This is a genomic window from Bordetella sp. MIP270_01_BMS, from assembly GCF_054958705.1.
This window is the reverse complement of sequence record NZ_CM143297.1, coordinates 2,854,506-2,867,702: the sequence shown is the minus strand read 5'-3', so window position 1 is coordinate 2,867,702 and position 13,197 is coordinate 2,854,506. Positions and strand designations below refer to the sequence as shown.

Genomic DNA, 13,197 nt, shown 5'->3' with positions numbered 1-13,197 from the left:
GAGGGGAGATTCGCCGCATGCAAGTCGGGGCTGCAGGGCACGTAGGTTCGGAACTGCACGCATGGCGGCAATTTCTGGGCCGCAGCACGCTCTGGTTGGGCGTATGGCTGCTGGGCAGCGCGGTGATCTGCTGGGTGGCCGCCAACTGGCAGGACATGTCAAAAGTGCAGCGCTTTGCCGGGGCGCAGGGGTTGCTGGCCGTGTGCGTGCTGGCCGCGGCATGCTTGGGCTGGCGCTTGCGGGAGTCCGTCGGGCCGCGCCGTCATGCCGCCGGTGCGCTGCTGGCGTTGGCCGGCCTGTTCCTGGGGGCGCTCCTGGCCCTGCTCGGCCAGACATACCAGACCGGGGCCGATACCTGGGAACTGTACGCCTGGTGGGCGGCGCTGCTGCTGCCGTGGGCCCTGGTGGCGGCCAGCCAGGCCGTCTGGCTGCTATGGATGGCGGTGCTCAATCTGGCGGCCTTACTGTTTTTTGAGCAAGGCGCGCTGCCGTTCTGGTGGGGCCTCGCTTCGGCGCCTGCCCTCTTGCTGGTGGCGCTCAATCTGACGATGCTGGCGGCCTGGGAGTTCGCCGCCTGGCGCTGGCGTGCCGGCACTCGCGTGGGGCCGCGCGCGCTCGCAGCGCTGGCCATCGGCATCCTGGTATTCAGCCTGGCTTTCGGCGATTCGGTGCTGGATGGCCTGGGTTCGACCACGGGCCTGGCGTGGCTGGCGGTCACGCTCGGGCTGGGCTATTACTATCAGCGTGGCCGCCGCGACCTCCTGGTGCTGGCCATGCTGGCGGCCGGGGTCATTTGCGTTTCGATGCGCGTGGCCGGCGAATGGCTCTTGGGGCTGGACCTGGGCATAGCGGTCATCTTGCCGCTGGCGGGCCTGCTGATGGCCGAATCGGTATGGGCCGCGCGCTGGTTGCGGCGGCTGGCCGCCGCGCCGCACCCGGGCAGGACGCTGGCCGACGCCGAGCCGGCGGGCGCCTCGGCGGGCAATGCCGTCGCGCCGTCGGTGGCAGGCAGCCCGGTGGCCGGCCTGGCGGATGACGAGGCCGAGCCGCGCCTGGGGCCCGCCTGGTATGTGCAGGGCCTGCTCGGCTTGAGCGCATGGCTCAGCACCTTGTTGCTGCTGGTATTCCTGGGTGTCTCGGGCCTGGTGCAGACCACCCAGGGCGCCCTCGTCATGGGATTGGTGCTGTGCGCGGCCGCCGTGGCCGTACTGCGCACGGACGCCGGGCCGTTCTGGCGCCAGTGCGCCATTGCCCTGGGATTCGCCGGGCAGATCCTGGTGGCCTTCGGGCTGTCGGATTCCGCGTCATTGACTGGCGCCTGCGCGTTTGTGCTGCTGCTCGGCGTGGCGGTGTATGTACTGGCGCCGGATGTGTTGCTGCGCTTCCTCAGCGCCTGGATGATAGCCCTGGCCCTGGCCGGCCTGATCTGGCTCGGCATGGTGCCCGGCCTGATCGACAACAGCCTGATCGAGATGTGGCTCGACTTCGACACGGCGCGCGCCGCGTTCGTGTGGCTTCCGGTCGCCGTGACCGGCGCCTGGACGGCTGCGGCGGCTTTCTGCATGGGCCATCGCCTGGCACGCACCCGACCCAATGTGCTGCTGCCGCTGGCGTGGGCCTTCGTGCTTGCCGTGCAGAGCATGGTCTGGCTGGCAGGCGGCACATCGGTCACCCAATTGCCCGCCATCTGGGCCGTCAATCCGATCACGGCGATGTTGACCGTGGCCGGGGTCCTGCTGCCGGTGGCCTGCGCGCTGGCGGTACTGTGGCCGCGCCGCCACCTGCTGACGGCCGGAGTGATCTGGGGGGTGCCGCTTTCGTTGCTGGTGCTGGCGCTGTTCTGGCTGCCCAGTCCGGGTATTGCCTTTGCGCTGGCGTGGATGCTGCTGGGTTTCGGACTGAATCGTTCGCACCTGACGGTATTCGGCGCACTGAGCCTCCTGGCGTACCTGATCATTTATTACTACCAGCTGCAAGTGCCATTGCTCGACAAGGCACTGTGGCTGGGGGCCGCAGCCCTGCTGCTGTTTCTGATGCGGGGCCTGGTGTGGCTGGTGCCGCGCCTGATGCACACGGCCGGGCCGGCCGCTGCGGCCGTGGCCGAGCCCCCTACGGCCGCCCTGCGCTGGCGCACGGCCGTGGTACTGGGCGGCCTGGTGCTGGCCCTGGGGTTCGTCAATGGCGCCATCTGGCAGCGCGAGACGCTGCTGGCCACCGGGCGAGTCGCCATTCTGGAACTCGCCCCCGTGGATCCTCGCTCGTTGATGCAGGGCGACTACATGGCCTTGCGTTTCGCGGCGGGGGATGAGGTCATGCAGCGATTTGCCGCCGGCAGCCCCGAAGGGCCGCTGACGGACGGGTACGTCGTGCTGGTGCCGGATAGCGAGGGCGTGGCGCAGGTTGCCCGCATTCAGCCGGATGCCCAGCCGCATGACCCGCAGGAAATCGCGCTGCGATATCGCCTGCGGGCGGGCCAGGTGCGCATCGTTACCAACGCATTCTTTTTCCCGGAAGGGCAGGCCGAACGGTACGAAGCCGCTCGCTACGGAGAAGTACGGGTCGGCGCAGATGGCACCGGCTTGCTGGTACGCATGCTGGGGGCGGACCGTCAGCCTTTATAGGCCGTGTGCGCCGGCTGCGTGCGGCAGGTGCACCCGTCAGGCGGGCGCGTCCGGGCCGTAGCGAGCCGCCCAGAGGGCCGTGGCGCGGCCCAGGAATTCCCCGGCGGTTTCCGCCTGGAGCGCCGCGAATCCCAGCGCCTGCCATGCCTGGTTGAGCACGACCAGGGGCTCGGCGGTGTCGATCGCCGCGGCGCCATTCTGTTTGGACAATTTCAGTCCGCTGGCCGGGTCGGTGACCAGCGGCACGTGCATGACGCGCGGCGCGCGCACGCCCAGCAGCCGTGCCAGAACGTGCTGGCGCGCGGTCGAGCTGAGCAGGTCTGCGCCCCGGACGACATCGGTCACGCCTTGCTCGGCATCATCGACCACCACGGCCAGTTGATAGGCCCACAGGCCGTCGGCGCGCCGTACAACGAAATCGCCCACCGCGTGTTCCACATCCTGCTGCTGCGGGCCCAGCCAGCGGTCGGTAAAGGCAATGCTGCCGGGCGGTACCCGCAACCGCCAGGCGCGGGCCTGGCGGCCTGCCGGCAGCCCGTGTCGGCAGGTGCCCGGGTAGGGTCGTTCGCCGTCGGCGGCGACGCCCTGCGGGCCGCGCAGCGAAGAATCCGCGATTTCGCGGCGGGTGCACCCGCATCCGTACACGAGCCCTTGCGCCCGCAGGCTGTCGAACGCGCGCTGATAGGCGGCGCCGCGTTGCGATTGCCACCAGACATCGCCGTCCCAATGCAATCCCAGGCTGCGCAGCTGCTGCATGATCAACTCGGCGGCGCCCGCCACCGTACGCGGCGTGTCGACGTCTTCGATGCGCAGCAGCCAGCGCCCGCCATGGGCGCGCGCGTCAAGCCAGCTGGCCAGGGCGGCAACGAGGGAACCGAGGTGCAGGGGCCCGCTGGGACTGGGGGCGAAACGGCCTGTGTAACTCACGGCTCAGTGGAGCCGGCGCGCACCGTCGTCGTCGAGCAGTTCTTCAAGGACGAGATTGTCGATTTCGGCTTCCTGGCTCCAGAGGACCATCAGGGCGATGATCTTGATCTTGGCCAGTGACACCGGGGTTTCGGGGGCGGCCAGGGCGCGATCGATGACGATTTCGCGCAAGGGCGCGGGCAACACTCCGGCCGATTCCAGGAAGGCGATGAACCCGATGGATTCGGTGCCCAGCTGCTGGTATTCGGAATCGGTGTAGATGCGCACGCCCGAGCTGGGAGCCTGGGCCAGGTCGACGCAACGCTCGGTGGTTTCCGCCAGGCCATAGAGCCAGCCCAGCGCGTCGTCGATGTCTTCGTGCTCGAAGCCGGCCGCTGCAAGGCGTTTGGCGAGAACGTCGGCCGCGGGACAGGCTTGCGGCGTGTAGTAGTTTTCGAACAAATAAACGAGGATATCGAACATATGGCGCATTGTTGTGCCGGTTTGCACAGTCGGCCCGTATATCGGCAAACCAGCAAACATGAATTTAACTGTACGCCGAATCGTCATCCGGGGCAACTTCGCCCGCCCGGGTGGGAGATATACAACGAAGGCGGGCGGCGGCCTCCGGGGCGGGCCGGCGCCCTCGTGGGGATACACTACGATTTTCCCGGTGGGCGTCTTTCCTGGCGCCGCGCATGTTCGTACGAAAAGGAAACGCACATTCATGGCCGCCAACCCCGCTGCACCGATTCCGGCGCTGCCACCCGTCGCAGCCCCCGGCGATCCGCTGACTCGCGTCGACACCCCCGCGCTGGTGCTGGACCTGGATGCCTTCGACAGCAACCTCCGGGCGATGCAGTCCTGGGCCGATCGCCACGGCGTGAATCTGCGGCCGCATGCCAAGGCCCACAAGTGTCCCGAAATTGCCCGTCGCCAGCTGGCCCTGGGCGCGCACGGCATCTGCTGCCAGAAGGTCAGCGAGGCCCTGCCGTTCGTCGCCGCGGGCATCGACGATGTGCATATCAGCAACGAAGTGGTCGGACCGGCCAAGCTGGCGCTGCTGGCGCAACTGGCCCTGGCCGCCCGCATCAGCGTGTGCGTGGATGACGCCAACAACCTGGCCGACATTTCGGCGGAGATGGCGCGCGCCGGCGCCGAAGTGGAAGTGCTGGTGGAAATCGACGTTGGCCAGGGACGCTGCGGCGTACCCGACGTGGCGGCAGCCGTTGCCCTGGCGCAGCGTGCGCAGGCGCTGCCTGGCGTGAGGTTCGGCGGCCTGCAGGCCTACCATGGCTCGGCTCAACACGTGCGCAGCCGTGACGAGCGCGCCGCCGTCGCCGCGCGCGCGGCGAGCAGGGCGGCCGACTGCGCGCGTGAGCTGCAGGCTGCCGGCATACCGTGCCCGCGCATTACGGGCGCAGGAACCGGCAGCGCGGAGTTCGACGCGGGCTCGGGCGTGTATACCGAGTTGCAAGCCGGCTCATACGCCTTCATGGACGGCGACTATGGGGCCAACGATTGGTCCGGTCCGTTGGCTTTCCGCCACAGCCTGTATCTGCTCGCCACCGTGATGAGCATGACTACGCCTCACCGCGCCGTGGTCGACGCCGGCCTGAAATCGACCACGGTCGAAAGCGGACTGCCGCGCGTGGCGGGCCGCGAGGGGTTGCGCTATACCGCCGCCAATGACGAGCACGGCGTGCTGGAAGTGGCCGCGGGGGCAGCGCTGCAGCTGGGGGACACCTTGTTGCTGATTCCGGCGCACGTCGACCCGACCTTCAATCTGCACGACCATCTCGTGGCGTACCGCAACGGTGTGGTCGAAGGTGTCTGGGACATCGCCGCGCGCGGCCTGAGCCGATGACCCGGCGCCCGGGCGGCCGCCGCGCGCCGGGCGCCGCCATACGGTGCTAAATTGTTTGCCTTCAACCTTTCTTCGTTTTCCCATTCCGCAGGAACCGCCATGGAATTCAGCCAGTTCAACGTCAATGCCCTCATGGAGATCACCTCCCGCCCGGACCTGGTGTTCGTGCGAGGCCAGGGTTCGTGGCTGGAAGACCATGCGGGCAAGCGCTATCTGGACTTCGTGCAAGGCTGGGCGGTGAACACGCTTGGCCATTGCGCGCCCGAGATGAAGCAGGCGCTGCTGCAGCAAGCCGAAACGCTGATGAACCCGTCGCCGGCGTTCTATAACGCGCCCTCCATCGAACTGTCGCTGCGCCTGACGCGCGCTTCGTGTTTCGATCGGGTGTTTTTCGCCAACAGCGGCGCCGAGGCCAATGAAGGCGCCATCAAGCTGGCGCGCAAGTGGGGCCGCGTCAAGCGCAATGGCGCCTACAAGATCATCACCATGAATCATGGCTTCCATGGCCGCACCCTGGCGACCATGTCGGCATCGGGCAAGCCGGGCTGGGACACCATGTACGCGCCCCAGGTCGACGGCTTTCCCAAAGCCGAGCTCAACGACCTGGACTCGGTGCGCGCGCTGATCGACGGCCAGACCGTCGCCATCATGCTCGAGCCCGTACAGGGCGAGTCGGGTGTCATTCCCGCCACGCCGGAATTCATGAAGGGCCTGCGCCAGCTGGCCGACGAACACCAGCTGCTGCTCATCGTCGACGAAGTGCAGACCGGCATGGGCCGCACGGGCGAGCTGTTCGCATACCAGCATTTCGACGTGGTGCCCGACATCATGACGCTGGCCAAGGGCATCGGCGGGGGCGTGCCGCTGGCGGCGCTGCTGGCGCGCCAGGACGTCTGCGTATTCGCGCATGGCGACCAGGGCGGCACTTATAACGGCAACCCCCTGATGGCTGCAGTGGGCATTGCCGTATTCGATACGCTGATGTCGCCGGGTTTCATGGATGGCGTGCGCGCTCGCGCGCAACAACTGTCGGAAGGCCTGCTGGGGCTTTCCGCCAAATGGGGTATGGGCGGCGAGCGGGGCATGGGCTTGCTGCGCGCCCTGATCCTCGATCGCGACGACGGGGCCGCCATAGTCGAGGCCGCGCGCCAGCTGTCGCCGCAGGGCCTGCTGCTGAACGCGCCGCGGGGCAACCTGCTGCGCTTCATGCCGGCGCTGAACGTCACCGAAGACGAAATCGACCTGATGCTGTCACAGCTGGATGGCGTGATCGGCGCGCTGCGCAACGGTTGAGCCGCCGGGCCTGCCGGCTGCGACGCAGCCAGCCCGGCTCAACCCACCGGATGCAATGAGGCCGCCGATGCGGTCGTGGTGTGCTGGCCCGCCACGGGGGGCGGCACGATTTCGCAGAGCTGCCAGGCGTTGCGCAGCATGTCGTAAGCCTGGCGCGCGGGCGCTTCCTCGGGCAGCGCGCGTATCCACAAATGAAACGTGATATCGGGCAGGGCCGGCAGGTGGTCGGCTTCGGTCAGCGCGCGCATGTCTGGCGCCAGCAATTCCGCACTGCGCGGCGTAATGCCCATGCCCGCCCGGATGGCGGCCTTGATGCTGACCAGGTCGGGCACGACGCGGCTGATGGTCCAGCGTATATGCGCCTGCTCGAGCGCAGCGACCGCCATCTCGCGATATATGCTGGATCCGTCGGCCAGGATCAGCGGCACGGGCTCATCGGGCCGGTGCACATAATCGGCCGCACACAACCAGACTGTGGGCGAACGCTTCAGCACCAGACCCTCGAAGTCCTGGCAGAAACGCGCTGATATTGCCATGTCGATTTCGCCGGCCTTCAAGAGCGCCACGAGTTTGGGCGCGCGGTCGATACAGAGATCGATGCTCACTTGAGGCAGGGCCTGGCGCGCGTAGCGCAGGATGGACGGCAGCAGCGTTTCAACGGCATCGTGCGGTGAACCCAGGCGTATCACGCCCTGGACCTTGCGGTCGCGGAATACCCGGAAGACCTCGTCGTTCATCGCCAGCAGCTGGCTGATGTACGGCAATAGCTTCAGGCCCTCTTCGTTGAGCACGCGGTGGCGCCCCTGCTTCTCGAACAAGCACAGACCCAGCGTGGCCTCGAGCTGCTGCATCTGGTGCGTGATGGCCGATTGCGTCTTGCATAGCCGCTGGGCCGTCACGGAAAAGCTGCCGGTTTCTGCCAGCGACGCCAAGGTACGCAGTTGTTGCAAGTCTAGGTGACGCACCGTTGTACCCCTTACCACCCACGTATTAATAATTTTGATAAATGAAGAATATCTTTCATTAGTAAAGAAGTCACCCTCTACCTAGAATCTGCCTCACTTTCACCAGGCGACATTCCGAGGCGGCTATGAAGTTCAACACCCTGCTGGCCCATGGCGGCCGCGACCCGAAGGCACATCGCGGCACCGTCAACACGCCCGTGTATCGGACCTCGACGGTGGTATTCGAATCCATGGCCGAGTATCGCGCCACACGCGGTTCCAAGTTCGATCATGTTCGGTATGGGCGCTTGGGCACGTCCACGGTCAAGGATCTGGAGAACCTGGTGGCCGCGATCGAAGGCGGGCATCGGTCGGTGATCACGCCCTCGGGCGTGTCCGCCATCGCCACGACCCTCAACGCCCTGGCCAGGCCCCAGTCGCACATTCTGGTACCTGACAACGTCTACTACCCCTGCCGTGAGTTCTGCGAAAAAGTGCTGGCTCCGCGCGGGGTCCGGGTGCAGTACTACACCGGGTCGGATATAGAGGCGCTGGTCACTGCCGAGACCTCGGTGGTGTACTGCGAAAGCCCTGGCTCGCTGACGATGGAGATGCAGGACTTTGCCCGCATCGCCGCCAGCGCGCACGCGGTGGGCGCGAAGGTGGTGGCGGACAACACCTGGGCCACGCCGGTGTTCCTTCAGCCTTTCGATCATGGCATCGACGTATCGATCCACGCCGCCACGAAGTATCTGGTGGGACATTCCGATGTGATGATGGGAACCATCACTGCGCGCGACCCCGAGCTGTGGCTCACGCTGCGCAGTGAAGCGGCCTCGCAGGGCTTGTCGATCAGCCCGGATGACGCCTACTTGGCTGCGCGCGGCATACGCACCCTGGGCGTACGCATGGCTGCACATTACCGCCATGCACTGGATGTGGCGCAATGGCTGTCGAGCCAGCCGCGCGTGACCCAGGTGCTGTACCCGGCGCTTCCCGGACACCCGGGCCATGCGCTGTGGCGCAAGCAGATGAGCGGGGCTTCCGGCCTGCTGACAGTGGAATTGCGCCCCTGCACGATGCAAGCGCGCGATGCCTTTATCGATGCCCTGACGCTGTTCGGCATAGGCGCGAGCTGGGGCGGATACGAAAGTCTGGTGCTGCCCGCGGATATCGACGGCAAGCGCAGCATGACGCAGCCCTTCAATGGGCCGTTGGTACGCCTTCACATCGGCCTGGAAGATCCTGAAGACCTCAAGCAGGACCTGGCACAGGCGCTTTCATCGGGGGAATAAACATGTCCAAAATACAAAGCTTGTTGGCCGGCATGGCGCCCGGCACGGTTGCGCAAGACCATCTGCGCGTGGGCACCATGAGCTCCGGCATGGTGATCGCCATTCCGGTAACCGTGATCAAGGGGGCGGTTGACGGGCCCTGCCTCTGGGTGAACGGACAAGTGCATGGCAATGAACTCAACGGCGTCGTGGCGGCGGTCGAGTTCGGGCGCCGTGTCGACCCTTCCAGATTGCGCGGCACAGTGGTGATCACCCCCACGGCGAACCCCCTGGGGCTGGACAACCGCAGCAAGACCGCGCCGCAGGACCTGCAGGACCTGGACCAGACATTCCCCGGCAACCCCAAGGGCATGGTCACGAACCACCTTTCGTACGCGCTGTACGAGGAAATCAAAGTGGTGGCGTCGTGTGTCGTGAACATGCATACGATGGGATCGATACACGACAGCAAGCCCTATTGCGTCTACAAGAACTTCCCGGGCAGTGCGGTGACAGAACAGCAACTGCTGCGCATGACTTCATACTTCGAGCCCTCGGTGTCGTGCCGCATGGACGTGGGCGGCGCGGGCGAGCTGCCGGGCAACATTGCCGGCGGGCTCGACTACCAGTGCCTCGCCGCGGACATCCCGGCCTTCATGGTGGAACTCGGCCAGGGCAGCTGGTACACGCCTGAAAACGTTGAGCAGGCCTTGTCGGGTCTGAACCGCCTGGCGCGACACCTGGGCATGCTGGATACCACGGCCGGTATGGACCCGGCGCCGCGCACGGTACGCCGGGTGACGCGGCGGCAATGGGTGATGGCGCGCGAAGGCGGCCTGTACCTGACGGACTGGCGCGCCGCGCAGACCATACCTGCCGGCCAGCCGCTGGGCAGGGTCTACGACCTGCACGGCAACGAGGTCGAATCGGTGACGCTCGAGACGGATTGCATCGTGATCGGCATGCGGCGCGACCCGGTCGTGCACACCGGGGACCGGGTGGCGTTTGTGGCCACTGAATGGGACCAGGTCGAGCTGGCCGACCGCTGATACACAATTTTCTCCGAGACTTTCAGACATGCACCCGCCGTGCATGCGGGGCAGTCTGCGCGCTGCGGTAGGCAGAAAAGGATGTTCTTCAGTTCTTACAACGACATGACAGGGGAAACCATCATGAAGAAACTTGTATCGCGATTCGTGCTTGGCTTGACGTCCGTGCTTCCGTTCACAGCGGGCGCCACGGGCGCTGCGGCAGAGGCCTGGAAACCCGACGGGCCCGTGACGCTCATCCTGGGATATGGCGCCGGAGGCGGGCATTACGCGCTGTCGCAGATTCTGCAGGCCCGCATGGCCGAAGAGCTGGGGCAGCCGGTCATCGTGATGCCCAAGCCGGGCGCGGGAGGCCTGATCGCAACCGAGTTCGTGGCCAATGCGCGTCCCGATGGACGCACCATTACGTGGTCCGGCCCGGGCGTACTGACCATATGGCCCTTGCTGCGCAAGCTCAACTATGACCCATCTGCCATGACGCCGGTCAGCCTGATGGTTACCATGGGATATATGCTGGTCACCAAGCCCGACAACGCACGCTGGAACAATGTGCAGGACGTCATAGATGCCAGAAAGAACGGCCACGTCACTTATTCGTCGGTAGGAATCGGCACGTCGAATTCCATGACCGGCCATTTGCTGAATGCCATGACAGGTTCCAGCTTGCGCGAAATTGGCTACAAAGGCGGCGGCCCCGCGCTGATGTCGACCATGGCCGGCGAGACCGACCTGGGCTTCGGCGACACGGCCAGCCACGAACTGATCGCCAGCGGTCGCCTGAAGGCCCTTGCCACCACGACCAAAGAACGCGAGCCCCGCTTCCCCGATGTACCGGCCGTCGCCGAAACCGTACCGGGCTATGAGGTCACCAACTGGCTGGGTGTCGTCGCACCGCCCGCCACGCCGGATCACATTGTGGCCCGCTATCAGCAGATTTTCGCCAAGCTGCTGGCCGAGCCGGAAATTGTGGCGCGGGTCAAGCAATTGGGCATGACGCCCGACGTGCGCGATGCCAGTGCGTTCCGCGAGTTGATCAAGGACGAATCGGCGCTGTGGCAGCGGCTGATACGCGAGCAGAACATCAAAGTGGAATAGTCCAGTGATTCAGGGCGCGGCACACCGCGCCGCAGAGGAGACATCATGAACGTGATGCAACAGCGTTATGAAGCAGTCAAGAAGGTCATGGAAGACATCGGCGCGCTTGCGCAACGCCTGGAAGGCGAGGCGTTGCGCAAGGCGATTGCGCCCTTGCTGATCGAGCTGGGCCGGCGCGACGAACTTTTTCCGCCCCACGAGTTTCCCGTGCGCGCCGGCAAGCCCGGCGGGCTGTATCAGCTATGGCGCGGGCAGGATGGTGACCTGGCCTTGTACGCATCGGCCGGCAAGACGGGCAAGAAGCAGCCGCCGCATGACCACACGACGTGGGCCGTGATCGCCGGTGTGTTCGGAGAAGAGCACAATGTGTTCTTCGAGCGCGTCGATGACCGTTCGGTACCGGGCATGGGCAAGCTGAAGCAGGTCGATGAACTGACCGTGGTCCAGGGCAACGCGGTGGATCTCAGTGGCGAGATCTTCCACACCATTGAAGTGGTATCCGAAGAAGACTCGCTGCACCTGCACTTGTACGGACGCGCGCTCGATACGCTGAGCGGGCGCGTCAACTTCAAATCGGAAGAAGGCGGGCCCTACACGCGCTTCATGGCCGTACCCGAAACCTACGCGCCCTGGGTCACCGCAGAAGACCTGCACGCGATGCTGACCGACGGCAAAGAGCTGGCCCTGCTGGACGTGCGCGAGAATGGCGTCTATACGCAAGGCCATGTATTCCATGCGGCCTCCATGCCGCTGTCGGTGTTCGAACTGCGGTTCCTGCAAGGCCTGCCCTCGCTGCACACCCGCATTGTGCTGGTGGACGACGATGACGGGCTCGCCGAAAAAGCGGTCCGCATTCTGCACGGCCACGGGTATCACAACGTGGCGGTATTGCAGGGCGGGCAGGCAGCCTGGGCAAGCGGTGGATATCCCGTATATACAGGCGTGTTCGTGCCCAGCAAGGCTTTCGGCGAGGTGGTGGAGCACGAGTTCAATACGCCGCGCATCACGGCCACTGAACTCGATGCCCTGCGCAAAGAGCAGGACGTGTTGGTGCTGGACAGCCGTACTCTGGACGAATTCAAGCTCATGTCCATTCCGGGTGCGCAGTCGTGCCCGGGGGCCGAGCTGGTGGCGCGGGTGCACGGCCACACGGGGCCGGTCGTCGTCAACTGCGCCGGCCGTACACGATCGATCATCGGCGCGCAGTCGTTGATCAATGCAGGCCTCAAGAACGTGCGCGCCCTGGAAAACGGCACCATGGGCCAGCACCTGGCCAAGCTGCCCCTGGATCACGGTGTCTCGGCAAGCTATGTGCAGCGTCCGGTGGCACCCGGGGCCGCCTCGGCGGCGCAGGAATGGGCGCGCAGCCTGGGGGTGGTGCAGCTCGAAGACACCGAGCTGCGCGAGATGCTGGGCAATCGCACGCGCACAACCTACCTGTTCGATGTGCGCGACCCGGCCGTATCCGCGCAAGCCAGTCTTCCTGGGGCCATACCCGCACCCGGCGGGCAACTGGTACAACAGACCGACCACTACGCGCCCGTGCGCAACGCGCGCCTGGTCGTATTCGATACCGATGGCGTGCAGGCGCCCATGACCGCGGCGTGGCTGCACCTGATGGGCTGGGAGGTCTATATCTACCTGGTGGCGGAGCAGGCGCTCGTGCCGGTGGCGGTTCAGGCCTCGCAGGACGACGAGCGGGCGGTGGCGTCGAATGACCTGCCGGAGCAAGCGCTGTACATCGACGTAGGCGATTCGCGTGCCTATCGGCGCGCCCATCTTCCGGGGGCCTCGTGGGCACCGCGTTCGCGGTTGCCCGCGGTGCTGGCTCGCCTCAAGCCCGACGGAATCGTGCTGTTCACCTGCCAGGATGGCCGGGTGTCGCAGCTCGCGGCGGCCGATGCCGCGCGGGCCGGCTATCGCGCCCACTACCTGCAGGGCGGTACGGCGCGCATCGCAGCTCGCCTGACCGACGACGCTCCGGTATTCCTGACCGAGATCGACGACGTGTGGTATCGGCCCTACGACCGCGAGACCGGCATTGAAGAAGCCATGCACCAGTACCTGAGCTGGGAAACCGGGCTGCTGCAGAAGGTGCGGGACGATCCGACGGTACGTTTCCGGATCTAGTCCCGGGGCCGGGCCGAG

At 66.0% G+C, this 13,197-nt stretch carries 10 protein-coding genes; 7 read left to right on the top strand and 3 right to left on the bottom strand.

Features of this window, described 5'->3' with window-relative positions:
• Nucleotides 1-17: 17 nt before the first annotated feature.
• A complete protein-coding gene (locus ACV17W_RS13400) occupies nucleotides 18-2,621 on the top strand; it encodes a GDYXXLXY domain-containing protein (protein WP_462592822.1) in 2,604 nt (867 codons plus the stop codon).
• A 36-nt stretch (nucleotides 2,622-2,657) separates the two neighbouring features.
• On the opposite strand, the gene gluQRS is transcribed toward ACV17W_RS13400, so the two are convergent.
• Together gluQRS and ACV17W_RS13390 are read right to left on the bottom strand one after the other, a co-directional pair.
• A complete protein-coding gene (gene gluQRS / locus ACV17W_RS13395; protein ID WP_462592820.1) occupies nucleotides 2,658-3,548 on the bottom strand; it encodes a tRNA glutamyl-Q(34) synthetase GluQRS in 891 nt (296 codons plus the stop codon).
• A 3-nt stretch (nucleotides 3,549-3,551) separates the two neighbouring features.
• Nucleotides 3,552-4,010 (bottom strand): Smg family protein, encoded by a 459-nt coding sequence (locus ACV17W_RS13390; RefSeq protein WP_462592819.1) that lies wholly within the window; start codon nucleotides 4,008-4,010, stop codon nucleotides 3,552-3,554.
• A gap of 244 nt (nucleotides 4,011-4,254) precedes the next feature.
• Between ACV17W_RS13390 and ACV17W_RS13385 the strand changes: the two genes are divergently transcribed.
• Both ACV17W_RS13385 and ACV17W_RS13380 read left to right on the top strand, forming a co-directional pair.
• Nucleotides 4,255-5,394, top strand: coding sequence for a DSD1 family PLP-dependent enzyme (locus ACV17W_RS13385; RefSeq protein ID WP_462592818.1), 1,140 nt, complete (start codon nucleotides 4,255-4,257; stop codon nucleotides 5,392-5,394).
• A gap of 99 nt (nucleotides 5,395-5,493) precedes the next feature.
• Complete coding sequence (locus ACV17W_RS13380) at nucleotides 5,494-6,687, top strand: acetylornithine transaminase (RefSeq protein ID WP_462592817.1); 1,194 nt, start codon at nucleotides 5,494-5,496, stop codon at nucleotides 6,685-6,687.
• A gap of 38 nt (nucleotides 6,688-6,725) precedes the next feature.
• On the opposite strand, the gene ACV17W_RS13375 is transcribed toward ACV17W_RS13380, so the two are convergent.
• Nucleotides 6,726-7,652 carry a LysR substrate-binding domain-containing protein gene (locus ACV17W_RS13375; protein WP_462592816.1) on the bottom strand — a complete coding sequence of 309 codons (927 nt, stop codon included), beginning with the start codon at nucleotides 7,650-7,652 and terminating at the stop codon, nucleotides 6,726-6,728.
• 125 nt (nucleotides 7,653-7,777) lie between these two features.
• Between ACV17W_RS13375 and metC the strand changes: the two genes are divergently transcribed.
• The 4 genes from metC (at nucleotide 7,778) to ACV17W_RS13355 (ending at nucleotide 13,179) form a co-directional block, all read left to right on the top strand.
• Complete coding sequence (metC, locus tag ACV17W_RS13370) at nucleotides 7,778-8,926, top strand: cystathionine beta-lyase (protein ID WP_462592814.1); 1,149 nt, start codon at nucleotides 7,778-7,780, stop codon at nucleotides 8,924-8,926.
• A 2-nt stretch (nucleotides 8,927-8,928) separates the two neighbouring features.
• Nucleotides 8,929-9,954 carry a M14 family metallopeptidase gene (locus ACV17W_RS13365; RefSeq protein WP_462592813.1) on the top strand — a complete coding sequence of 342 codons (1,026 nt, stop codon included), beginning with the start codon at nucleotides 8,929-8,931 and terminating at the stop codon, nucleotides 9,952-9,954.
• Between the two features lie 123 nt (nucleotides 9,955-10,077).
• Nucleotides 10,078-11,049, top strand: a complete 972-nt coding sequence (locus ACV17W_RS13360; RefSeq protein WP_462592812.1) for a tripartite tricarboxylate transporter substrate binding protein — start codon at nucleotides 10,078-10,080, stop codon at nucleotides 11,047-11,049.
• A 45-nt stretch (nucleotides 11,050-11,094) separates the two neighbouring features.
• Nucleotides 11,095-13,179, top strand: a complete 2,085-nt coding sequence (locus tag ACV17W_RS13355; protein ID WP_462592811.1) for a rhodanese-like domain-containing protein — start codon at nucleotides 11,095-11,097, stop codon at nucleotides 13,177-13,179.
• The last annotated feature ends 18 nt before the right edge of the window (nucleotides 13,180-13,197 follow it).